Below are 23,527 nucleotides of genomic sequence, written 5' to 3' on the forward strand. Positions count from 1 at the left end.
TTTCGTTTTTTCACCCGCGCCGGGTCTTGACCGCCGGGAAGGACGCTCGTTAGCGTTCACATATCACTGGCATTTCGACGAGGGGGCTCGATGACCGACCAGAAGACCTCATCACCGCAGGCACTGTCCGCGCCCGCCAAGCTCTCGCTCATCACGATGACCGGCATGGTCGTCGGCGGCATGGTCGGCGCCGGCGTCTTCTCGCTCCCGCGGCGCTTCGCCCAGGAGACCGGTGTCGCCGGTGCGCTCATCGCGTGGACGATCGCGGGCGTCGGGATGCTGATGCTCGCCTTCGTCTTCCAGCTGCTGGCCAATCGCAAGCCCAAGCTCGACGCCGGTGTCTACGCGTACGCCAAGGCCGGTTTCGGCGAGTACCTCGGGTTCTTCTCGGCGTTCGGCTACTGGGCCAGCGCCTCCGTCGGCCTGGTCTTCTACTGGGTCTTCATCATGTCGACCATCGGCGCCGTCGTGCCGGCGTTCGGCGAGGGTGACACGATCATCGCCATCGCGATCTCGTCGGTCGCGCTGTGGGGGTTCTACCTGCTCATCCGCCGTGGCATCAAGGAGGCCGCGGCGATCAACCGGATCGTCACGGTCGCCAAGATGGTGCCGATCATCGTCTTCATCCTCCTGGCGCTGTTCGTGTTCAAGCCCGACGTCTTCGCGGCCAACTGGGGAGGCGCCGACTACGCCGGCTCGCTGTTCGACCAGGTGCGCAACACCATGCTGGTCACGGTATTCGTGTTCCTCGGGGTCGAAGGCGCGAGCACCTATTCCCGGCACGCGAAGCGACGAGAGGACGTCGGGCGCGCGACCATCCTCGGCTTCGTGAGCGTCTTCGCCGTCTTCGCCTCGGTGACGATCGTGTCCTACGGTGTCCTGCCGATGGGCGATATCGCGAAGCTGCGGCAGCCGTCGATGGCCGGTGTCCTGGAGGCCGCGGTCGGGCCGTGGGGCGCGTGGTTCGTCAGCATCGGACTGATCGTGTCGGTACTCGGCGCGTACCTCGCCTGGTCGTTGATGGCGGCCGAGGTGCTCTTCGTCGCGGCGAAGGATCACGACATGCCGCGTTTCCTCGGCAAGTCCAACAATCAGGACGTGCCCGTCAACGCACTCCTGCTGACTGCGCTGTTCGTGCAGGCCGTGCTCGTGCTCATCTACTTCGCGCACGACGCGCTCAACCTCGCGCTCGACCTCACGAGCGCGCTGACGCTCATCCCGTTCCTCCTGGCGGCGCTGTATGCGCTCAAACTCGTGGTCACCCGCGAGACCTACGAGGACGCGCCGCACGGCTGGGGGCGCGACCTGGTCGTGGCAGTGCTGGCCACGATCTACACGGCGTTCCTGCTGTTCGCCGCCGGGCTGACATTCGTGCTGCTGTCATTCATCATCTACGCGCCGGCGACCATCCTGTTCATCATGGTCCGGCGCGAGCAGGGACGCCGGTGGTTCAGCGGCCGCGAGCTCGTGATCCTCGCCGTCTCGGTGCTGGGCGCGGTAGCAGGCATCGTCGCGCTCTCGGTGGGCTGGATCCACCTCTGACGGTCCGGTCGATCCGCGCAGATCGAAGCGAAGTCGAGAAGAAGGGCAACACATGACAGAGACGACTTTCGGCGTGCACTCGGAGGTCGGGCAGCTGCGACGCGTGCTCGTGGCCTCCCCAGGGCTCGCGCACCACCGGCTCACCCCCTCGAACGCCGACGACCTGCTTTTCGACGACGTCCTCTGGGTGGAGAACGCGAAGCGCGACCATGCCGCCTTCGTCGCCGATCTGCGCTCTAACGGCGTGGAGGTGCTCGAGCTGCACGAGGTGCTGGCCGAGACCGTCGCCCAGCCCGAGGCCCGGGCGTGGCTGCTCGACCGCAAAGTCGTCCCGAACCAGGTCGGACCCGGGCTGATGGAAGGCACCCGCGCGTTCCTGGAGTCCCTCCCGGCCGATCGACTGGCCGAGTTCCTCATCGGGGGCCTCTCGACCGTCGACCTCCCCGAGGATTACCGCACCGACTACATCGCGCTCGCCCGCGAGTCGACCGGCATCCGCGAGTACCTCATGCCGCCGCTGCCGAACACGCTCTACACCCGGGACACGACGTGCTGGATCTACGGCGGCGTCACGCTCAACCCGCTCTATTGGCCCGCCCGCCACGACGAGACACTGCTCATGAAGGCGATCTACCGGTTTCACCCCGCATTCTCGGGTGCCACGGTGTGGTGGGGCGATCCGGAGCGGGACTGGGGTCAGGCGACGCTGGAGGGTGGCGACGTGATGCCGGTCGGCAACGGCGCGGTGCTGATCGGGATGAGCGAGCGCACCTCGCGGCAGGCGATCACGCAGACCGCAGCGGCCCTGTTCGAAGCCGGCGCCGCCGAGCAGGTCGTCGTCGCGGGCATGCCCAAACTGCGATCGGCCATGCATCTCGACACCGTCTTCACCTTCGCCGACCGCGACCTGGTGACGCTCTACCCGGCGATCATGGACCGCGTGCACACGTTCACCCTGCGCCCGAGCGACGACCCCTCCGGTGTCGACGTACGGGATGAGGGCGATCGCGCGTTCGTCGACGTGGTCGCCTCGGCCCTCGGCCTCCCCCGACTCCGGGTGATCGCGACGGCCGGCGACAACTACGAGACCGAACGCCAGCAGTGGGACAGCGGCAACAACGCGGTGGCCCTGCGGCCCGGCGTCGTCTACGCCTACGACCGCAACACGGCGACGAACGGCGCACTGCGCCAGGCCGGCGTGGAGGTCATCCCGATCGTCGGCGCCGAGCTCGGCCGTGGCCGCGGCGGCGGTCACTGCATGACGTGCCCGTTGCTGCGCGATCCGGTCGATTTCTGAGAGGCGTCCAGCTCGAGCGGCCGAGTCGCTTCAGGCAGCCGTTTCGGGCAGGATGGCCAGCTCGAGGTACCCGCGCAACGCTTCGGCGGCGTGGATGCGCTCCGGGCTGTAGAGCCACTGCAGCTGGATGCCCTCCCACAGGGCGACGACGGTCGCCGCGGCGAGCGCAGGGTCGAGGCCGTCGCGCAGCCGGCCTGCCGCGGCGAGCGCCGTGAACTCGGCCCGGTACGTTTCGCGCATCGTCGCGTATCGGTCGAGGAAGTAGTCGTGGGCGGGATGGTCGTCTGCGGCCGCCTCGGCCGCGAGCACGCTGTAGAGGGCGATGAGACCGGGGATGCGTTCGTTCCGTTCGGCCTGCGCCGCGATGGCGTCGGCGAACGGTAGGCCAGCGAACGGTGCGCGGCCGTCTCCGCCGACCCCGTCGGGGTCGCCCCCGAGCTCGTCCCGGCGGCCCAGCACCGCGACGAGCAGGTCCTCCTTGCCGCCGAAGTGATGCTGGAGGGTGCTGAGGCCGATGCCCGCCGCGACGGCGATCTCGCGCAGGGAGGTGCCGTGATAGCCCCGGGTGGCGAAGGCCCGGTAGGCCTCGTCGACGATCTGCTGTCGACGCTCGGCCGACTTGGCGTAGGGGCCGCGTCGTCGGGATCCTCCGCCGCCGGCTTCGTGTTCCGCCACGGTGCCTCCAAATTAGGTCAGTCGCACGGGTTTCGGCTACGGTCGATGCTATCCCAGCACGACGCCGGACGAACGACAACGACGACGACGACGACGAACCCTAGGAGCACTCGTGCCTTCTCCCGCCCTGCTCCCCGACACCGCGCCCGCCTGCGGCGCCCTGCGCGCGCCACGCTCGTGGTTGCACTCCGACGCCCCGTCGCTCTCGTTGAACGGCGAGTGGAGGTTCCGCCTCTCCCCCACGGCCGAACTCCCGGACGACGTGGCGTCGCCGAGCCTGGACGACCGCGACTGGGACACCCTGCCCGTTCCGGCGCACTGGGTGCTGCACGGCGACGGGCGTTACGGGCGACCGATCTACACCAATGTGCAGTTCCCGTTCCCGATCGAGCCGCCGTTCGTGCCCGACGAGAACCCGACAGGCGACTACCGGCGCCGCTTCGACCTCCCGACCGCGTGGCCGGACGACGCACGCATCGTGCTGCGCTTCGACGGCGTCGAGTCGCTGTACCGCGTGTGGGTCAACGGCGCGGAGGTCGGCTCCGCGAGCGGAAGCCGACTCGCGCACGAGTTCGACGTCACCGGCCTGGTGCACGAGAGCGACAATCTGCTGTCCGTCCGGGTGCACCAGTGGTCGGCCGCCAGCTACCTGGAGGACCAGGACCAGTGGTGGCTGCCCGGGATCTTCCGCGATGTCACGCTCTCGGCTCGTCCCGCCGACGGACTGGAGGACGTCTGGCTGCGCGCCGCGTTCGCCGACGGCCGCGGAACCGTCGAGCCGGAGGTCACCGCGACGGCGGAGGCCTTCCCCGTCACGCTCCGCCTCCCCGAGCTCGGCGTCGAAGTCGTCTGGGCGAGTCCGGCCGACATCGCGCCCGTGACGGTCGGCGCCGTCGACCCGTGGTCCGCCGAGTCGCCGCGCCTCTACGACGCGACCGTCGCCTCCCGTGGAGAGACCGTGTCGTTGAGACTCGGCTTCCGCACCGTCGAGATCCGGGGCGACCGCCTCCTCGTCAACGGGCGGCGGGTCGTCTTCCACGGGATGAACCGGCACGAGACGCACCCGGAGCGCGGCCGTGTCTTCGACGAGGAGCACGCCAAGGCCGACCTGATGCGGATGAAGCAGTTCAACGTCAACGCGATCCGCACCAGCCACTACCCTCCGCATCCCCGGCTGCTCGACCTGGCCGACGAGCTGGGATTCTGGGTCATCCTCGAGTGCGACCTCGAGACGCACGGCTTCGAGAGAGCCGGCTGGCGGGACAATCCGAGCGACGACCCGCGCTGGCGGGATGCCTACCTCGACCGGATCCGCCGCACCCTGGAGCGCGACAAGAACCACCCCGCGATCGTGATGTGGTCGCTCGGGAACGAGTCGGGGACCGGGGCCAACCTGGCCGCGATGTCCGCGTGGGCGCACGACCGCGACCCGGAGCGGCCGGTGCACTACGAGGGCGATCACACCGGCGAGTACACCGACGTGTACTCGCGCATGTACTCCTCGGTGCCGGAGACCGAGCAGATCGGTACCGACGGCTCGCTCGCTCCCCTCCTGAACTGCACGCCGGCGCAGGGCGCGCGTCAGCGCACCAAGCCGTTCCTCCTGTGCGAGTACGCGCACGCCATGGGTAACGGCCCCGGCGCGCTCGATCAGTACGAGGCGCTCGTCGACGCCCTCCCGCGGCTGCACGGCGGCTTCGTGTGGGAGTGGCGCGACCACGGCATCCTGACCCGCACAGCCGAAGGCACGCCGTTCTACGCGTACGGCGGAGACTTCGACGAGGTCGTCCACGATGGCAACTTCGTGATGGACGGGATGGTGCTGTCGAACGACGTGCCGACGCCGGGTCTCCACGAGTTCGCCGCGGTGGCGCAGCCGCTCGCGTTCACGTTCCCCCACGACGGTCACGACGTGCTCGTGACCAACCGGCGGCACAGCGCGAGTACCGCCGACCTGATCCTGCGCTGGCGGGTCGAGCACGACGGGCGGGAGGCCGCCTCGGGCGTTCTGGACGCACCGGTCGTCGGAGCGGGAGACTCGGCGCGGGCGCCGCTGCCGGTCATCCCGGTCGCGGACGAGGCCGAGACCTGGTTCACCGTGGAGGCCGCGCTCGCAGAGGCAGCTGCGTGGGCGCCCGCCGGCCACGTGGTCGCGCGAGCACAGCTCGACCGCAGTGCGCCGCGCCTCCCCCGGCGGTCTGCGCCCGTTCGTCGTGGGCCCGCCGTCGCGGACTGGCGGGAATTCGAGGGCACCGTCGACCTCGGTCTCGCTGCCTTCGAGCGCGGCCGGCTCGTCCGCCTGGCGGGTCGCGCCGCGGCCGGTCCCCGGGTGGAGCTCTTCCGCGCGCCGACCGACAACGACGAGGGCGCCGCATACAGTGACCCTGCGTACAGCGACGCGAGCATCGTCGGCTTCTCCAGCGCGACGCTCTGGCGCGAGCAGGGCCTCGACCGACTCACGCACCGGCTGGTCTCGGTCCAGGAGGCGCCCGCGGCCGTGCGGACGATCACGCGCGTCTCGGCCGCGAACTCGGTGAACTCCGTCACGGTCGAGACGACCTGGGCGGTGATCGACGGTGAGCTGGAGTTACGCGTCGAGATCGAGCCGTCGGCGGGTTGGTCCACCGTGTGGCCGCGGATCGGCGTGCGATTCGACCTCCCGGACGGCGGAGACCCGATCGACAGCGTCGAGTGGTTCGGCACCGGCCCCCTGGAGTCGTACCCCGACAGCGCGCGCGCCGCCCACGTGGGCCGCTTCCGGGCCTCCCTCGACGACCTGAACGCGGAGTACGCCCGCCCGCAGGAGACCGGCCACCGTTCCGCGGTGCGGGAGGTCGACCTGGGCGCCTTCGCCTTCACCGCCATCCGGGACAGCCGCGGCCGGCTCCCCGGCTTCTCGCTGTCCCGGCACACACCGCAGCAGGTCGCGGCAGCGGGCCACCCGCACGAGCTGCCGGCCTCCGACACGACCTACCTTTTCATCGACGCCGCGCAGCACGGGCTCGGCTCCCGTGCCTGCGGGCCGGACGTGTGGCCGCAGTTCGCGCTGCGGCCGGAGGCCCGCACGCTGCGGCTGCGGTTCCGGGGGTGACGCGCGCTATTTGTTGAGCGGGCTCATGTCCGCGTAACGGTCGCCGACCGGGGCGGCGACCTGGTCGAGTCGGGCGAGCTGCTCGGGGATCAGCTGGAGGTCGGCGGCCGCCACGTTCTGCTCCACGTTCTCGACCCGACGCGTTCCGGGGATGGGCGCCAAGTCGTCGCCCTTCGACAGCAGCCACGCGAGGGCGACCTGGCCGGGGGCGGCTCCGGCCTCGCGGGCCACGGCGTCGACCTCTTCCACGATCCGGATGTTGGCCTCCAGGTTGTCGCCCTCGAAGCGCGGGTTGAAGCGGCGGAAGTCGTCCTCGGCGAGCTGGTCGAGCGAACGGATCGACCCCGTGAGGAAGCCGCGGCCCAGCGGCGAGTACGGCACGAAGCCGATGCCGAGCTCGCGCACGGTGGGCAGCACCTCCGACTCGGGGTCCCGCGTCCACAGCGAGTACTCCGTCTGGACGGCGGTGACCGGGTGCACGGCGTTCGCGCGCACGATCGTCTCCGGCGCGGCCTCCGAGAGGCCGTAATGGCGGATCTTGCCCTCCTCGATCAGCTCCTTGAGGGCGCCGACGGTCTCCTCGATCGGGGTGCCCGGGTCCATTCGGTGCTGGTAGTAGAGGTCGATGCGGTCGGTCTGGAGGCGTCGCAGGGACCCCTCGACCGACAGGCGGACGTTCTCGGGCGAGCCGTCGAGCCCGCGCTCGTCCTTCGAGCGGTGCAGGATCGTGCCGAATTTGGTCGCGATGACGACCTTGTCGCGGCGTCCCCCGGCGAAGGCGCGGGCGAGGAGCTCCTCGTTCGTGTACGGCCCGTAGATCTCAGCGGTGTCGAACAGCATGATCCCGAGGTCCATCGCGTGGTGGATGGTGCGGATCGATCCCGCGTCGTCAGTACCGGCTCCGGTGTAGAACGCGCTCATGCCCATGCAGCCGAGGCCGAGCCGCGAGACCTCGAGCTTCTGCGTTCCGAGTGTGATCGTCATCAATGCCATACGGTCACGATAACCCGCTGTCCGACCCTGCTGGTACCGTCACGGCATGGCCCTCACCAAGTATTACGTCGCGTCCTCCATCGACGGCTTCATCGCCGACGTCCACGATCGCATCGAATGGCTGGAGCAGTTCGGTTTCGAGGAGTTCGACGAACATTATCAGGCGTTCCTGTCGGGCATCGGCGCGCTCGTCATGGGCGCGACGACGTACGAGTTCGTGCTCGCGCAGGGCACCTGGCCGTACGCCGAGATCCCGACCTGGGTGGTCACGCACCGCGCACTGCCCACCATCGAGGGCGCGTCGATCACGTTCTTCGCCGGCGACGTCGACCAGCTCGACGCTGAGCTGCGCGAGGCCGCGGACGACCGCGACGTGTGGCTGGTCGGCGGAGGCGCACTGGCCGCGCAGTTCGCGGACCACGGCTTGATCGACGAACTGCACGTGACGTACGTGCCTGTGCTCGTGGGCTCGGGCAAGCCGCTGCTCCCGGTCGCCGAGGCGAGCCGTCCGCTCGTGCTTTCGGGCACCAAGACGTTCCCGTCAGGGAGCGTCGAGCACGTCTACCGCTTCGCCTGAACCCGCGTACGCCCCTCCCGGAGTGATCGAGGGGCACGCAAACGCCCCTACAACCGAGTTTTAGGGACGTTTGCGTGCCCCTCGGCGCCCGTAGGCGGCGGGAGTGCCGTCAGGCGCGGCGCTTCTTGGCGTCGACGTCTTGCGCGGCAGGCTCCTCCACCGGCAGCGGGCGGGCGATCGGGATGCGGCTGCCGAGCACCTGGGCGACCAGGTCGCGGGCGATCTTCTGCGGGGTGAGCCCGGCCTCGTCGAGGATCTCGTCGCGCATCGCGTGCTCGATGAATGCGTCCGGCAGACCGAGCTCGTCCACGGCCGTGTCGATCCCGGCCTCCCGGAGGTCTTGGCGCACGCGCGTGCCGATCCCGCCGACGCGGATGCCGTCCTCGATGGTGACGACGATCCGGTGATCGGCGGCCAGACTCAAGATGCTCCGTGGCACGGGGACGACCCAGCGCGGGTCCACGACCGTCGCGCCGATGCCCTGAGCAGCGAGTCGGTCCGCGACCTTGAGGCCGAGTTCCGCCATCGGCCCGACCGTCACGAGCAGCACGTCGCGGGCGTCCGACTCGCGCAGCACGTCCACGCCATCGTCGAGGCGACGCACGGCGGGGATGTCGGCCTGCACGTTCCCCTTCGGGAACCGCAGCACGGTCGGCGCATCGTCCACCGCAACCGCCTCCCCCAGCTCCTCGCGGAACCGGGTGCCGTCGCGCGGCGCGGCGAGCCGGATATTCGGCACCACCTGCAGGATCGCCAGATCCCAGATGCCGTGGTGGCTGGGGCCGTCGGGGCCGGTGACCCCGGCCCGGTCGAGCACGAACGTCACGCCCGCCTTGTGGAGGGCGACATCCATCAGCACCTGGTCGAATGCGCGGTTGATGAACGTGGCGTAGATCGCGACTACCGGGTGGAGGCCGCCGAAGGCGAGTCCCGCCGCGCTCGTCGCCGCGTGCTGCTCGGCGATGCCGACGTCGTGCACGCGGTCGGGGAAGCGCTCCGCGAACGTGTGGAGGCCGGTCGGCCGCAGCATCGCGGCGGTGATGCCGACGATCTTCGGGTTCTGCTCGGCGAGCTTCACGATTTCGTCGGAGAAGACGCCGGTCCAGGTCTGCTTCGTCGAGCTCTCGATCGGCTCGCCCGTCTCCGGATCGATCTGGCCGACCGCGTGGAACTGGTCGGCGGCATCGCGCAGCGCGGGCTCGTAGCCGCGGCCCTTCTGCGTGATGGCGTGCACGATGACCGGCGCGCCGTAGTTCTTCGCCTGCCGCAGCGCCTCTTCCATCGCCTGAATGTCGTGGCCGTGCACCGGCCCGATGTACTTGATGTCGAGGTTGGAGTACAGCGCCTCGTTGTTCGAGAACCGGCTCAGGAAGCCGTGCAGTCCGCCACGGATGCCCCGATAGAACGACTGTCCGGGCGACCCGAGCTTGTCGAACGCCTTTCGGCTGCTGAGATACAGATTGCGGTAGCCGCGGCGCGTGCGCACGGTGTTGAGGAACCGCGCCATGCCGCCGATGGTCGGCGCGTAGGAGCGTCCGTTGTCGTTGACGACGATGACCAGCCGGCGGTTGTTGTCGTCGGAGATGTTGTTGAGCGCCTCCCACGTCATCCCGCCGGTGAGCGCGCCGTCGCCGACGACCGCGACGACGTGCCGGTCGTCCTGGCCGGTCATGCCGAACGCGCGGGAGATGCCGTCTGCCCAGCTCAGCGACGAGGAGGCGTGCGAGCTCTCCACGATGTCGTGCTCGGACTCGGAGCGCTGCGGGTAGCCGGCGAGGCCGCCCTTCTGCCGCAGGTGCGAGAAGTCTTGGCGCCCGGTGAGCAGCTTGTGGACATACGACTGGTGGCCGGTGTCGAACACGATCGCGTCGCGCGGCGAGTCGAAGACCCGGTGGATGGCGATCGTCGTCTCGACGACGCCGAGGTTCGGCCCGAGGTGACCGCCGGTCTTGGCGACGTTGGCGACCAGGAAGGTTCGCACTTCGGCGGCGAGCTGGTCGAGCTCCTTGTCCGTGAGCCGGTCGAGATCACGCGGCCCGTGGATGGTTTCGAGGATGCTCATGGATTTCAGTGTAGAACCGTGTGAGTCGGAGGAGGCTCGGAACCGTACGATCCCGAGCCCCCTTGACAACGGTCTGATTACACCAGGCTCCGCAGCACGTACTGCAGGATGCCGCCGTTGCGGTAGTAGTCGGCCTCACCGGGGGTGTCGATCCGGACCACCGCGTCGAACTCGACGACCTGCTTTCCCGCGGGCGAGTGCTCGGTGGGCTCGGCGATGACGTGCACGGTCTTGGGCGTGCGGTCCTCGTTGAGCTCCTCGAGACCCGTGATCGAGAACGACTCGGTGCCGTCGAGGCCCAGCGACTCGGTGTTCTCGCCTGCCGGGAACTGGAGCGGGACGACGCCCATGCCGATCAGGTTCGACCGGTGGATGCGCTCGAAGCTCTCGGTGATCACGGCGCGGACGCCCAGGAGGCTCGTGCCCTTGGCCGCCCAGTCGCGCGACGAGCCGGAGCCGTATTCCTTGCCGCCCAGGAGGACCAGCGGGGTGCCCTGCGCCTGGTAGTTCTGCGACGCGTCGTAGATGAACGACTGCGGGGCGTCGGGCTTGGTGAAATCACGCGTGTATCCACCCTCGACACCACTGCCCTCATTGAAGGAACTGAGAAGCTGGTTGCGCAGGCGGATGTTCGCGAACGTGCCGCGGATCATCACCTCGTGGTTGCCACGGCGCGAGCCGTACGAGTTGAAGTCCTTGCGGTCGATACCGTGCTCGGTGAGGTACTGACCGGCCGGGCTGTCCGCCTTGATGGAGCCGGCGGGCGAGATGTGGTCGGTGGTGACCGAGTCGCCGAGCTTCGCCAGCACGCGGGCGCCGGTGATGTCGGTGACCGGGGTGGTCTCCAGCGTCATGCCGTCGAAGTACGGGGGCTTGCGCACGTACGTCGACTTCGCGTCCCACTCGAACACCGAGCCGGTCGGGGTGGCGAGCGACTTCCAGCGCTCGTCGCCCTCGAAGACCGACGCGTACTGGTGGACGAACATGCCCTCGTTGATCGAGGAGTCGATCGTCTGCTGCACCTCGGCGGCGTCCGGCCAGATGTCCTTCAGGAAAATGTCGTTGCCCTCGGCGTCGGTGCCCAGCGGGTCGACCTCGAAGTCGAAGTTCATCGTTCCAGCGAGGGCGTACGCGATGACCAGCGGCGGGCTCGCCAGGTAGTTCATCTTGACGTCGGGGTTGATGCGGCCCTCGAAGTTGCGGTTGCCCGAGAGGACGGCGGTGACGGCGAGGTCGCTTTCGTTGACGGCCTGCGAGATCTCGTCGAGCAGCGGGCCCGAGTTGCCGATGCAGGTGGTGCAGCCGTAGCCGACCGTGTAGAAGCCGAGGGCCTCCAGGTCTTTCGTCAGACCGGCCTTCTCGTAGTAGTCGGTGACGACCTTCGAGCCCGGGGCGAGCGTGGTCTTGACCCACGGCTTGGCCTTGAGGCCCTTCTGGGCCGCGTTGCGGGCCAGAAGGCCGGCGGCGAGCATGACAGACGGGTTCGACGTGTTCGTGCACGACGTGATCGCCGCGATGGCGACCGCACCGTGGTCGAGCACGAAGTCGGCGCCGTTCTCCAGCTTCACCGGGGTGGGGTTGGAGGCCGTCTTCGGCGCGTGACTGTGGTGCGTGTGCACGTGGTGGCTGTGCGTGTCCTCCGGCTGCAGCTCGCCCGGGTCGGACGCCGGGAACGACTCCGAGATGGTCAGGTCGACCAGGTCGTGCGAGATGTCCGCGTAATCGGTGAGGTCCTTCTCGAACTGGGTCTTGGCCGCGGTCAGCTCGATACGGTCCTGCGGACGCTTCGGGCCGGCGATCGACGGGACGACGGTCGAGAGGTCGAGCTCGAGATACTCGGAGAAGACCGGCTCGCTCGCCGGATCGTGCCACAGGCTCTGCGCCTTGGAGTACTCCTCGACCAGGGAGACCTGCTCGGCGCTGCGGCCGGTGAGTCGCAGGTAATCGAGCGTCACGTCGTCGATCGGGAACATGGCGGCGGTCGAGCCGAACTCCGGGCTCATGTTGCCGATGGTGGCGCGGTTGGCCAGCGGGACCTCCGCGACGCCTGCGCCGTAGAACTCGACGAACTTGCCCACGACGCCGTGCTTGCGCAGCATCTGCGTGATGGTGAGCACGACGTCCGTCGCGGTCACGCCGGTGGGGATGGCGCCGGTCAGCTTGAAGCCGACGACCTTCGGGATCAGCATGGAGACCGGCTGGCCCAGCATGGCCGCCTCGGCCTCGATGCCGCCGACGCCCCAGCCGAGCACGCCGAGGCCGTTGACCATGGTGGTGTGCGAGTCGGTGCCGACGCAGGTGTCGGGGTAGGCCTGGAGCTCGCCGCCGACCTCGCGGGTCATGGTGACGCGGGCCAGGTACTCGATGTTCACCTGGTGGACGATGCCGGTGCCCGGCGGGACGACCTTGAAGTCGTCGAACGCGGTCTGGCCCCAGCGGAGGAACTGGTACCGCTCGCCGTTGCGCTCGTACTCGATGTCGGTGTTGCGCTCGAGCGCGTTCTCGGTGCCGAAGAGGTCGGCGATGACGGAGTGGTCGATGACCATCTCGGCGGGTGCGAGCGGGTTGATCTTGTTCGGGTCGCCGCCGAGCGACGACACGGCCTCGCGCATGGTGGCGAGGTCGACGATGCAGGGCACGCCGGTGAAGTCCTGCATGATGACGCGGGCCGGCGTGAACTGGATCTCGGTGTCCGGCTCGGCCTGCGGGTCCCAGCCCCCGAGGGCGCGGATGTGCTCGGCGGTGATGTTCGCGCCGTCCTCCGTGCGCAGCAGGTTCTCCAGCAGCACCTTGAGGCTGAACGGGAGCTTCTGGTAGCCGTCGACCGTGTCGATCTTGAAGATCGTGTAGTCCGTCGACCCCACCGTCAGAGTGCTCTTCGCACCGAAACTGTTTACAGCTGACACTGTGCCTTCTCCTTCGTCGGCAGGCGATGTCACGCGAGCCTTGTCCATCTTTGTCGTGCGTCGAAGAGTGTTTCCAGCAAGGTAAGCCTAAATCGTCAGCCCAGGAAAGTATCTTGACGTCGAGATAAAAACTAGCACGTTCAGACCCGGTCGAACACCAGGCCGCGCCGCCTGGCGAAGCGATAGAAGAGCTCGATCCCCGCCGAGCCGACCGCACCGACCGCGATCCCCCAGGCCAGCGCGGCGTCCACGGACAGGTGCATCTCGAAGAACGTCGCAGTGGCCGGGATCACGCACACCAGCACGAACGCGGCCGCGACCCCGCCGAGCAGGAACCACCGCCACGTCGTGAGCGGCCGCGTCAGCACGCACAGGATCCAGAGCGAGACGCAGAACAGCGCGACCGTCGTCACGCTGCGCGCTTCGTGCAGCGGGATCGCGCGGTGCAGCGGCGCGTACGCGACCACCGCCGTCAGCCCGGCGATCACGCCGGTCGGGATCGAATACCGCAGGATGCGCGGGAGTACGCCCGGCGTGTAGATGCGCTTGTTCGGCGCGAGCGCGAGGAAGAACGAGGGGATGCCGATGGCGAGCGTCGAGACCAGGGTCAGCTGCCGCGGCAAGAACGGGAACGGCCACAGCACCACCGCGCTGACCAGCGCGAGGAGGATGCCGTAGACCGTCTTGGCCAGGAAGATGTTCGAGACCCGTTCGACGTTGGCGATGACGCGACGGCCGAAGCCCAGCACGTCCGGGAGCCGGTCGAAGCGGTTGTCGAGCAGCACCAGCCGGGAGACCGCCTTGGTCGCCGCCGTCGCGGTCCCCATCGCGATCCCCAGGTTCGCGTCCTTGATCGCCATGGCGTCGTTGACCCCGTCGCCGGTCATCGCGACGGTGCGGCCCTCGCGCTGGAGCAGCCCGACGGCGGTGCGCTTCTGCTCGGGGCTGACCCGGCCGAAGATGCTCGCGCGACGGAGGGCGTCGGCGAGCTCCTCGTCGGTCGCGAGCGTGGAGGCGTCGATCGCGTCGCCCTCCATGTTCAGAGCACGGGCGATGGCCTCCACCGTGACCGGGTTGTCCCCCGACATCACGACCACGCGCACCGCCTGATCCCTGAAGTAGCCGAGCGTCTCCGGGGCCTCCGACCGCAGGTCCTCCCCCAGGATCACCAGCAGCGCGGGCGCGACCCGCACCCCGGTGAGCGGTACGTGCGTGCCGTGCGGCAGCGGATCGAGCGCGCGGGCGAGGGCGAGCGTGCGCCGGCCGGTCGCTGCGATGGCGTTGGCGCGCTGCAGGGCTTCGGTGTGGTCGGCGAGCACCCGCTCGGGCGCGCCGAGCACCCAGGAGGTCTCCTCGCCGCCGACCCGCATCGTGAGCCCGCTGTACTTGGTCGCCGAGCTGAACGGCATGCGCCGCTCGACCCGGAACCGGTCGCTGCGGAACCGCGTCGACAGAATCCCGGACGTCGCGTTGCCCGTCTCGTCCGCGCCGAACGCCGCCAGCGCCGTCTCGGCCAGCTCCCCGGGCACGTCGCCGATCGGCTCCGTCCCCTCCAGCTCCAGCTCGCCCGTGGTCAGCGTGCCCGTCTTGTCGAGGCAGAGCACGTCGACGCGGGCGAGCACCTCCACCGCGGCCAGCTCTTGCACGAGCACCTTGCGAGCGGCCAACTGGATCGCGGCGACGCCGAACGCCAGGCTGGTGAGCAGCACCAGACCCTCCGGGATCATCCCGACGACCGCCGCGACCGCGTCGAGCAGGGCACGTCGCCAGCGGGCGTCCGTGAAGAGCTCTGAGAAGCCGCCGTACGCGAGCACGCGGCCGATGAGGGTCACCAGAATGACCGGGCCGAGGATCCACGACAAGTACACGAGGATGCGGTTCGTGGCGTCGCGCAGCTCGGAGTGCACCAGCGAGTGCCGACGGATCTCGCTGGTGAGCTTGCTGGCGTAGGAGTCGGCGCCGACGGCCGTGACGACGGCGTAGCCCGTTCCCGTCGCGACGTGCGAGCCGGAGAGCAGTTGCTCGCCCTCGTCTTTGAAGACCGGGTCCGACTCCCCCGTCAGAAGCGACTCATCGAGCGAGAGGCCGGTGCTCTCGGCCACCACCGCGTCGGCAGGGATCTGGTCGCCCGGCCGCAGCACGAGAAGGTCGTCGAGCACGACCTCCTGCAGCGGAATCGCGACGACCTCGCCCCCGCGCCGCACCCGGCTCTCCGGGGCCGCGAGCAGCGCCGCCCGGTCGAGCACCCGCTTCGCGCGGACCTCCTGGACGATGCCGATCAGCGCATTGACGACGACGACGCCGTAGAAGAAGCCGTCGCGCAGATCGCCGAGCAGCAGCACCGCGATGAAGCAGACGGTGAGGATGCCGTTGAACAGCGTGAGGATGTTCTCGCGCAGGATGTCGCCGAGCGAGCGCGAGCCCGCCTGGCGCTGGAGGTTGACGCGGCCGTCGGCCTGACGCTCCGCCACCTGCGCAGCACTCAGCCCCTCTCTGGTGCGCGCGTCGAGCATCCCTCCCCCTCCTGGAACGCTGTGCCGGCTAACCGGCGTCGTTCTCCGATGGGCGCGACGGCTTCTGCGGGAACTGCCCCTTCACCACGAACCATGTGACCAGCAGCAGCGGAGCGTACAGCGGGACGCCCATCAGCAGCTTGGTGAGGGCGAGGGCGCTGGTCGCTTCATCGGTGTGCGCGAGATAGAGAGGAACCTGCACGAGCAGCCGCGCGGCGAAGAGCAGGAACCAGAAGAAGGTCAGCGCCTGCATGACCCGGAACTTCGACTTGACGGACCGCCAGGCCAGCCCGTCGCCCATCAGGTAGCCCGCCGCGAGGCCGATCAACGGCCAGCGCACCAGGATCGAGATCAGGAGGGCGGCGGCGTACGCGGCGTTGGTCCAGATCCCGAGGATGAAGTTGTCCTCGCCCCGACCGGTGATGAGCGCGAAGATCGCCGAGAGCCCGACGCCGATCAGACCGGCGAGAGCTTGCGTGATGGGCGTCTTGCCGATGATCCGCACCACCGTGAACACCACGGCGACGGCGACCGATACCCCGATCGACAGCGGCACGTTCTGCGTGAACGTGAAGAGGATGAGGAAGACGAGGCCGGGGAGGATGGTCTCGAGGAGGCCGCGCACACCGCCGAGAGCGGAGAGCAGGGCCGCGCGGGTCGGCGTTCCACCGTCGACGAGCTTGCCCATGCCGGAGTTGCGCGCGGCGCGAGCAAGGCTTTCGCCGACCGTCGAGGCGACCTGGTCGTCCGGCTCCGGGTCATGCTGCTGGTCGGTCACGTCGCGCCCGTCGCTCACAGTGCGCTGTACCCGTTGTCGCCGGTGCTCGGCGCCGACGGCATCCGCAGCGGGATGAGGTCGCGCGGCGGCATCGGCACGTCGCCGCGCACGACCACGATGCTGCGGAAGAGGTCTTCGACGAGCGCGGCGGCGTCGGGCTTGACGGCCGCGTCGCCCGCGATCACGCCGCGCAGGAACCAGCGCGGCCCGTCGACGCCGACGAACCGCGCGACGCGGGTCTCGCCGGGCGCGCCCTGCGGAGGGGCGACGGGGATCTCGGCGACGAGCTCCGGGCCGAACACACCGTCGCGCTCGCTCACCCGGCCGCCCTGACGCTGAACTTGATCCGCGATCTGGCTGCGGATCTCGTGCCACAGCCCCGTGGAGCGCGGCGCGGCGAACGGCTGCACCTGCAAGGTGGAGTTGGCGTAGTCGAGCCCGACCGCGACGACGCGCTGCGACTCCTCCTCGACCTCCAACCGGAGGTGGAGCCCCTCGCGGGGCAGGATCTTGACGCCGCCGAGGTCGACATAGGGACGGACGGGGTTCGCCTCGCTCTCGTCGAGGGGGCCCTCCGTCTCACGATCCTCCGGTGCGGACTTGTCCGCGTCCTGAGGAACCGTGAGGTCCTCGCCCCGGGTATCGCTGCTGTCGGTCAAGCGTGTTCTCCTGCCTGGGTGACGGTGTAGCCGGACGAGCCGAAGCCCGCGGTGCCGCGGTGGCTGTCCGGGAGGGTGTCGACGGGGACGAACCGGGCCTGCACGACCGGCATGACGATCAGCTGGGCGATCCTGTCGCCGACGGCGATATCGTACGACATCGACCTGTCCGTGTTCAGAACGGTCACCTTGATCTCCCCGCGATAGCCGGCGTCCACGGTGCCCGGCGCGTTGACGATGGTGATGCCGTGGCGCATGGCGAGGCCGCTGCGGGGCACGACGAACGCGAGGTAGCCCTCGGGGAGGGCGATCGAGACGCCGGTCGGCACCGTGTACCGCTCACCGGGAGCCAGCGAGACGGCCTCCGCCGCGCACAGGTCGGCACCGGCGTCACCGGGGTGGGCGTACGACGGAAGATGCTGCGCGATGATCGGGACGTCCACGGTTTCGGTCACGTGTCGAGGGTAGTGCACGAAGGATGATCGAATAGGCGCATGGACCTCTACCGCGAGCGGCTCTGGGCGACCCCCTGGCTCTTCATCTCCACCATCCTCGTCGTGCCGGCCGTGATGCTCGTGTTCGCGCCGATCGACTTCGCCGTCGGCGTCGTCCTGGCGATCGTCTTCTACGCCGCCATCGTGATCGCGCTGCTGGTCTCCGCTCCGGTCATCCGGGTCACGTCCGCTCAGCTGATCGCCGGGCACGCGAGAATCCCGCTGGAGTTCATCGGCGAGCCGCTCGCTTTCCGGAGCGAGGAGGCGACGCTGGAGCGCGGCCAACGGCTCGACGCCCGCGCCTGGCTGCTCATCCGCGGCTGGATCAAGCCGGTCGTGAAAGTCCCCGTGCTCGACGTCGACGACCCGGCGCCCTACTGGCTCCTCTCGACAAGAAACCCGGACCAGTTGGTCCGGGTTCTCGATGAGGCCCGACGTTCCTCCAGCCCCCTCGGGGACTAGTCGGCGTCGTAGCGGTGCGGTGCGCCGCTCAGGCGGCGCACTCCACGCAGATCGGTCCGAGCTTGCTCTCGTGGTCGATCTGCGAGCGGTGCTTCACCAGGAAGCAGTTCACGCAGGTGAACTCGTCAGCCTGAGGAGGCAGCACCACCACGTCGAGATCGAGGTCCGACAGGTCGGCACCGGGGAGCTCGTAGCCGCCCGGGTTGTCGGCGTCTTCGACGTCGACGACACCAGACATCTTGTCCGGAACTCGCTCCTTGAGGGCCTCGATCGACTCGGAGTCGTCCTCGGTCTTCCGCGGTGCGTCGTAATCCGTTGCCATGCCCATCCACTTCTCGTCGTAACGGCCGATTCTCGCAATCGGCGGCCATAGTTTGCATCAATCGCCTGCGAATAGCAAAACCGCGCGGAACCCTTTCAGCGATTGCTCGGTGTTCAACTTCCGGCACGCCCGGGGTATTCCCCGGAAAGCCCCCCTTCTCGTGGCATTCTGGCCCGGAACGAACGCGAGCTCGGAAGGCATCACAATGCAGGATTTAAAGGTCATCGGGGTCGAGAACGGTGCCGTCGTCGCCGTCGGCGACGACGGTGAGCGATTCCGCATCGCCGTCGACGACACGCTGCAGTCGAAGATACGGCAGGTGCGGCAGCAGGCGTCGGCCGAAACCCCCAGGCTCTCGCCGCGCGAGGTCCAGGCTCACATCCGCTCGGGGATGTCGGCTGAAGACGTCGCAGCCGTCACCGGAGCGCCGTTGGACTACGTCCAGCGCTTCGAGGGTCCGATCGTCGCCGAACGAGAGCATGTCGTCGCGAGCGCGCTCAGCGTGCCCGTCCGCACCGCCGCCGAGGTCGACCCGATGGGCGACCCCGACACTTTCGGCTCGGTCATCCGCGACCGTCTGGCCTCCCTGGGCGTGTCCGGCGAGCGCTGGGCGAGCTGGAAGGACGAGGAGGCCGGTTGGATCGTCAAGCTGGAGTTCACGGCCGACGAGATCGACCACGACGCCCGCTGGAGCTACGACCTCCGCAAGCACGCACTCGCCCCGCTGAACTCGGAGGCGACAACGCTCTCGCAGGCCGGCGAGCTCCGCGGAGGAGCGCTCATCCCTCGGCTCCGCGCGGTGCTGCCGCACGAGGGCGAGCCGGACACCTCCCGCTTCGACAGCGGAGCCTTCACCTTCCCTGCGCCCGGAGCCGACCTGCTCGGCCCCGAGGTGACGCAGCCTCTCGAGCCGTTGGAGCCGCTCGTACCAGGGCGCGCCAGCAACTCCATCGCCGTCTCGGCGATCAAGCGCGCCGACGACGAGACCCCGCGCGACCTCCACCAGACCGCCGACCTGCTGGAGGCCCTGCGCCGCCGCCGCGGTGAGCGCGAGGCCGCGACCTACGACGACCAGACGCCAGCGCACCCAGAGCTGCCGGACCGCCACGACCGCGGCCTGCCGGACTCGGGACACGCAGAGGCGGAGCAGCCCACGCTGCTCGACCCGCTGCCGTTCCGGCTCGTGGAGGAGAGCATCACGTTCGTCGAGGAGTTCGCGCCTGCGCCCGCCGCGGAAAAACCCGCCGCTTCTCCCGCCGCCGCACCGTCGCCCTCGTCCGTTCAGCAGGAGCAGGCGCCCGCCTCGGGCGGCCGCCGCAGGGGCCGCGCCGCGATGCCGAGCTGGGACGAGATCGTCTTCGGTGCGCGAACGGACGACGACCTGGCCTGAGCCGTCACCGGCGTCGGTCTCCTCGCGGGCAGGCGCTGCGGATCAGACCGCTGCGCCGAAACGCAGCAACGGCACTCGTGTCTCCTCCGCCGTGAGCGAGCCGTGCTGGCCGATCATGCTGCGCCCGGTGCGCTGCGGGTCGCGCGAATCGTAGTAGGCGATGCGCTTGCGGGCCGCGACGAGCACGTCGCCGATCCGGGGCGCCACCTCCTGCGCGACCGTCGGTCCGAACCAGCCGGCGGCGATGGCCTCGTCCCGGGTCGCGACCCACGACCGGCCGCCCTCCAGCGCGTTCCAGCGGGCGGCGACCTCCTCGGCGCCTGCGTCAGGCCGGACGTAGAGGTGCAGTAGCCGCGGTTCACCCGCGATCTCGTCAACGCCCTCCAGCAGCTCGGGCGCGGTGTCGTAGAGCACATGACCGCTCTCCGGGATGTCGATGATCCCGTGGTCGGCAGTCACCAGCATGCCCTGGGCCGGGCCGAGGGAGGCCGCCAGCTGAGCGACCAGCCCGTCGAGCGTCTCGAGTTCCGCCGTCCATCGCGGCGACTCCCAGCCGCGCGCGTGGGCGGCCTGGTCGAGCTCGGCGACATAGAGATAGGTGAGCCTGGGGCCCGGAGCGCGGAGGATCTCCCGGACGGCGTCGAACCGGTCGGCCATCGTGCGTCCGGCGATGAACTCGGCCCCGCGGAGGACCGCGTGGGTGAATCCCGAGTCGGCGTAGGCCGGGACCCCGACCGCGTAGGCCGAGACGCCGACGGCCGTCGCCCGCTCGAAGACGGTCGGCGAGCGCTGCCAGGTGGCCGGGTCCATCCGCTCGTCCCAGCCGTTCAGCTGGTTGGTGAGCCGACCGGCGTCGTCGCGCACGCGGTAGCCGACGAGCCCGTGCTCGCCGGGCGTCGTTCCGGTCGTGAGCGTGGCGAGGGCGGCGGCCGTGGTCGTCGGGAAGCCCGCGTCGATGATGGTCGCCTTGTTGAGGCGGGAGGCCAGTGTCCGCGCGTGGCCCTCCCGGGCTCTGAGCGCGGCGGTGCCGAGTCCGTCGACGACGACCACCACCACGTGCTCCAGCGCGCGGAGGCCGAGCGGGTTCGCCTGCCCCTGCAACGCTGCGAGGCAACTGGGCAGAACCGTGGCGAGGCTCGCCGGGGTGGTAAACGCGGCCGGTAGCATGGGGGGCATCCGGCCCAGTCTGTCACAGCTGGACGGACGGGAGCCGTCGAACCCGCGCCTCCTGCCGCCCCACCACCGAATGCACGAATGACACCAGCAGACGATCAGGCCCCCACTACAGAGCGCATCGAAGACGTCGACGTCACGACCGAGATGCAGGGGTCGTTCCTCGAGTACGCCTACTCGGTCATCTACTCCCGCGCGCTCCCCGACGCCCGGGACGGTCTCAAGCCTGTGCAGCGGCGCATCCTCTACATGATGACCGAGATGGGCCTGCGCCCCGACCGCGGTCACGTCAAGTCCGCGCGCGTCACCGGCGAGGTGATGGGAAAGCTGCACCCGCACGGCGACAGCGCCATCTACGACGCCCTGGTGCGCATGGCGCAGGACTTCACCCTGCGCGTGCCGCTCGTCGACGGGCATGGCAACTTCGGGTCGCTCGACGACGGCCCCGCGGCCGCCCGCTACACGGAGGCCCGGCTCGCTGCCGCCGCGCTCGCCCTGACGGAAGACCTCGACGAGGATGTCGTCGACTTCGTCCCGAACTACGACAACCAGCTGCTGCAGCCCGACGTGCTGCCCGCGGCCTTCCCGAACCTCCTCGTCAACGGCGCGAGCGGCATCGCGGTCGGCATGGCCACCAACATGGCGCCGCACAACCTCGTGGAGATCGTCGGCGCCGCGCGTCACCTCCTGGCGAACCCGGAGGCGACGCTCGACGAGCTGATGGAATACGTCCCGGGCCCCGACCTCCCGAGCGGCGGCGCCATCGCGGGCCTCGCCGGGGTGCGCGACGCCTACGCCACCGGCCGCGGCAGCTTCCGCATGCGCGCCAAGGTGTCCGTGGAGCCGATCACCGCGCGCAAGAGCGGCCTAGTGGTCACCGAGCTGCCCTACATGGTCGGCCCCGAGAAGGTCATCGAGAAGATCAAATACGGCGTCAACGCGAAGAAGCTGAGCGGCATCTCCGACGTCACCGACCTGTCCGACCGCCAGCACGGCCTGCGTCTCGTCATCGGCATCAAGACCGGCTTCAGCCCGGAGGCCGTGCTCGGGCAGCTGTACCGCCACACGCCGCTGGAGGAGGGCTTCTCGATCAACAACGTCGCGCTCGTCGCCGGCGGCCCGCAGACCCTCGGCCTGCGCGAGCTGCTGCAGGTCTACCTCGACCACCGCATCCGGGTCGTGACGCGGCGCTCGGAGTTCCGGCTGGCACGTCGCAAGGAACGCCTGCACCTGGTCGAGGGTCTCCTCGTCGCGATCCTCGACATCGACGAGGTCATCCAGGTCATCCGCACCTCCGACGACACCGACGCGGCTCGCACCCGCCTGCAGCAGGTCTTCGACCTGAGCACGCTGCAGGCCGACTACATCCTTGAGCTGCGGCTGCGGCGGCTGACCCGGTTCTCGCGCATCGAGCTCGAGACCGAGCGCGACCAGCTCATGGCCGAGATCGCCGAGCTGGAGGAGATTCTCGGCAGCCGGGCGCGCATCCACCAGCTGGTGTCAGACGAGTTGGAGCAGGTCGCCGCGAAGTTCGGCACGCCGCGCCGCACGCTGCTCACCGAGGCCAAGCCGTCGATCGCCGGAGCGGGCTCCCGGAGCAAGGCCATGACCGTCCAGCTGGAGGTCGCCGACGTCCCTTGCCGGGTGTACCTGTCGACGACCGGGCGCATCCTCCGCGTCGATGCCGGCGCCGGGGGCGAGGGGCTGGACCGCATCCAGCCACCGGCCCGCCGCAGCAAGCACGACGCGATCCTCTCCCGGCTCGACACGACGAGCCGCAGCGAAATCGGGGCGATCACCGACCGCGGCCGCCTCATCCGGTTCTCGCCCGTCGACCTCCCCGCTGCACCGCTCAACTCGGTGCAGCTCGGAGCCGGGGTCAAGGTGGGCGACTACCTCGCTCTGGCCGACCGCACGGAGCGCGTGCTCGCGGTCGTGTCGCTCGACTCGCCGCTGCCGATCGCGCTCGGAACCGGACAGGGTGTCGTCAAACGCGTCACTCCGGGCGACTGGGCCAACAAGCCGCAGTTCGAGGTCATCACGCTGAAGGCCGGCGACGCCGTGGTGGGCGCCGTGCAGTGCACCGACGACGCCGAGCTCGTCTTCGTGGCGAGCGACTCCCAGCTGCTGCGGTTCGCCGCGAAGTCGGTGCGGCCGCAGGGCCGGTCGGCGGGCGGCATGGCGGGTATCAGCCTCAGCGACGACGCGCGCGTGCTGTTCTTCGGGGCCGTGGAGGCCGACGAACACGACCAGGCGGAGGTCGTCACGATCGCGGTCAGCGACCAGACCCTCCCGGGGGCCGACCCGGGCAGCGGCAAGGTGAGCGACTTCGGGGAGTTCCCGGCCAAGGGCCGGGCCACCGGCGGCGTGCGGTCGCATCGCTTCCTCAAGGGCGAGACCGAGCTGTCGCTCGCCTGGGTCGGCGCCTCTCCCGCTGTCGCGGTCGGGCCCGACGGCGCCGCGCGCACGCTGCCGGAGGGCGGCTCACGCCGCGACGGCTCAGGAACCCCGCTCGACCTGGTCGTCGCCTCCATCGGCCGCCCACTGGCGTGACTGACGGATTCCCGCCGCGACACGCCGCCACACCATCCGC

At 69.6% G+C, this 23,527-nt stretch carries 17 protein-coding genes; 7 read left to right on the forward strand and 10 right to left on the reverse strand.

Features of this window, described 5'->3' with window-relative positions; genetic code table 11:
* The first annotated feature begins 90 nt into the window (after window positions 1–90).
* Both ACPPVW_RS17310 and ACPPVW_RS17315 read left to right on the forward strand, forming a co-directional pair.
* Window positions 91–1,542 carry a basic amino acid/polyamine antiporter gene (locus ACPPVW_RS17310; protein ID WP_426624299.1) on the forward strand — a complete coding sequence of 484 codons (1,452 nt, stop codon included), beginning with the start codon at window positions 91–93 and terminating at the stop codon, window positions 1,540–1,542.
* Between the two features lie 52 nt (window positions 1,543–1,594).
* Window positions 1,595–2,839, forward strand: a complete 1,245-nt coding sequence (locus ACPPVW_RS17315) for an arginine deiminase (RefSeq protein WP_426624300.1) — start codon at window positions 1,595–1,597, stop codon at window positions 2,837–2,839.
* 30 nt (window positions 2,840–2,869) lie between these two features.
* On the opposite strand, the gene ACPPVW_RS17320 is transcribed toward ACPPVW_RS17315, so the two are convergent.
* On the reverse strand, window positions 2,870–3,514 hold the full coding sequence (locus ACPPVW_RS17320; protein WP_426624301.1) for a TetR/AcrR family transcriptional regulator: 645 nt from the start codon (window positions 3,512–3,514) through the stop codon (window positions 2,870–2,872).
* 112 nt (window positions 3,515–3,626) lie between these two features.
* On the opposite strand from ACPPVW_RS17320, the gene ACPPVW_RS17325 reads away from it, so the two are divergent.
* Window positions 3,627–6,605 carry a glycoside hydrolase family 2 TIM barrel-domain containing protein gene (locus tag ACPPVW_RS17325; RefSeq protein ID WP_426624302.1) on the forward strand — a complete coding sequence of 993 codons (2,979 nt, stop codon included), beginning with the start codon at window positions 3,627–3,629 and terminating at the stop codon, window positions 6,603–6,605.
* A 6-nt stretch (window positions 6,606–6,611) separates the two neighbouring features.
* On the opposite strand, the gene ACPPVW_RS17330 is transcribed toward ACPPVW_RS17325, so the two are convergent.
* Entirely contained in the window at window positions 6,612–7,592 is a 981-nt protein-coding gene (locus ACPPVW_RS17330) for an aldo/keto reductase (protein ID WP_426626335.1), read from the reverse strand.
* Window positions 7,593–7,644: 52 nt separating this feature from the next.
* Here ACPPVW_RS17330 and ACPPVW_RS17335 point away from each other — a divergent pair, with 52 nt between their 5' ends.
* On the forward strand, window positions 7,645–8,175 hold the full coding sequence (locus ACPPVW_RS17335; RefSeq protein ID WP_426624303.1) for a dihydrofolate reductase family protein: 531 nt from the start codon (window positions 7,645–7,647) through the stop codon (window positions 8,173–8,175).
* Window positions 8,176–8,284: 109 nt separating this feature from the next.
* On the opposite strand, the gene dxs is transcribed toward ACPPVW_RS17335, so the two are convergent.
* The 6 genes from dxs to dut form a co-directional block, all read right to left on the reverse strand.
* Complete coding sequence (gene dxs / locus ACPPVW_RS17340) at window positions 8,285–10,237, reverse strand: 1-deoxy-D-xylulose-5-phosphate synthase (RefSeq protein WP_426624304.1); 1,953 nt, start codon at window positions 10,235–10,237, stop codon at window positions 8,285–8,287.
* A 77-nt stretch (window positions 10,238–10,314) separates the two neighbouring features.
* Window positions 10,315–13,143 carry an aconitate hydratase AcnA gene (acnA, locus tag ACPPVW_RS17345; protein WP_426624305.1) on the reverse strand — a complete coding sequence of 943 codons (2,829 nt, stop codon included), beginning with the start codon at window positions 13,141–13,143 and terminating at the stop codon, window positions 10,315–10,317.
* A 140-nt stretch (window positions 13,144–13,283) separates the two neighbouring features.
* A complete protein-coding gene (locus ACPPVW_RS17350; protein ID WP_426624306.1) occupies window positions 13,284–15,656 on the reverse strand; it encodes a cation-translocating P-type ATPase in 2,373 nt (790 codons plus the stop codon).
* A gap of 28 nt (window positions 15,657–15,684) precedes the next feature.
* Window positions 15,685–16,434, reverse strand: coding sequence for a DUF3159 domain-containing protein (locus ACPPVW_RS17355; RefSeq protein ID WP_426624307.1), 750 nt, complete (start codon window positions 16,432–16,434; stop codon window positions 15,685–15,687).
* Window positions 16,435–16,448: 14 nt separating this feature from the next.
* Complete coding sequence (locus ACPPVW_RS17360) at window positions 16,449–17,093, reverse strand: DUF3710 domain-containing protein (protein WP_426624308.1); 645 nt, start codon at window positions 17,091–17,093, stop codon at window positions 16,449–16,451.
* Window positions 17,090–17,548: a dUTP diphosphatase gene (dut, locus tag ACPPVW_RS17365; protein WP_426624309.1), complete on the reverse strand. Its 459-nt coding sequence runs from the start codon at window positions 17,546–17,548 to the stop codon at window positions 17,090–17,092. Before dut ends, ACPPVW_RS17360 begins: the two co-directional genes overlap by 4 nt.
* 39 nt (window positions 17,549–17,587) lie before the next feature.
* On the opposite strand from dut, the gene ACPPVW_RS17370 reads away from it, so the two are divergent.
* The gene (locus ACPPVW_RS17370) at window positions 17,588–18,049 is read left to right on the forward strand and encodes a DUF3093 domain-containing protein (RefSeq protein WP_426624310.1); all 462 of its coding nucleotides are present in this window, start codon (window positions 17,588–17,590) and stop codon (window positions 18,047–18,049) included.
* A gap of 28 nt (window positions 18,050–18,077) precedes the next feature.
* Here ACPPVW_RS17370 and ACPPVW_RS17375 read toward each other — a convergent pair whose 3' ends face one another.
* Window positions 18,078–18,371 (reverse strand): DUF4193 domain-containing protein, encoded by a 294-nt coding sequence (locus tag ACPPVW_RS17375; RefSeq protein WP_039920738.1) that lies wholly within the window; start codon window positions 18,369–18,371, stop codon window positions 18,078–18,080.
* A gap of 205 nt (window positions 18,372–18,576) precedes the next feature.
* Between ACPPVW_RS17375 and sepH the strand changes: the two genes are divergently transcribed.
* The gene (gene sepH / locus ACPPVW_RS17380; protein WP_426624311.1) at window positions 18,577–19,761 is read left to right on the forward strand and encodes a septation protein SepH; all 1,185 of its coding nucleotides are present in this window, start codon (window positions 18,577–18,579) and stop codon (window positions 19,759–19,761) included.
* Window positions 19,762–19,803: 42 nt separating this feature from the next.
* Here sepH and ACPPVW_RS17385 read toward each other — a convergent pair whose 3' ends face one another.
* Window positions 19,804–20,937 (reverse strand): alkaline phosphatase family protein, encoded by a 1,134-nt coding sequence (locus ACPPVW_RS17385; RefSeq protein ID WP_426624312.1) that lies wholly within the window; start codon window positions 20,935–20,937, stop codon window positions 19,804–19,806.
* A 78-nt stretch (window positions 20,938–21,015) separates the two neighbouring features.
* Here ACPPVW_RS17385 and ACPPVW_RS17390 point away from each other — a divergent pair, with 78 nt between their 5' ends.
* The gene (locus ACPPVW_RS17390; RefSeq protein WP_426624313.1) at window positions 21,016–23,487 is read left to right on the forward strand and encodes a DNA gyrase/topoisomerase IV subunit A; all 2,472 of its coding nucleotides are present in this window, start codon (window positions 21,016–21,018) and stop codon (window positions 23,485–23,487) included.
* Window positions 23,488–23,527 lie beyond the last annotated feature (40 nt).

The organism is Leifsonia sp. McL0607, assembly GCF_049993355.1.
Taxonomy (GTDB): Bacteria; Actinomycetota; Actinomycetes; order Actinomycetales; family Microbacteriaceae; genus Leifsonia.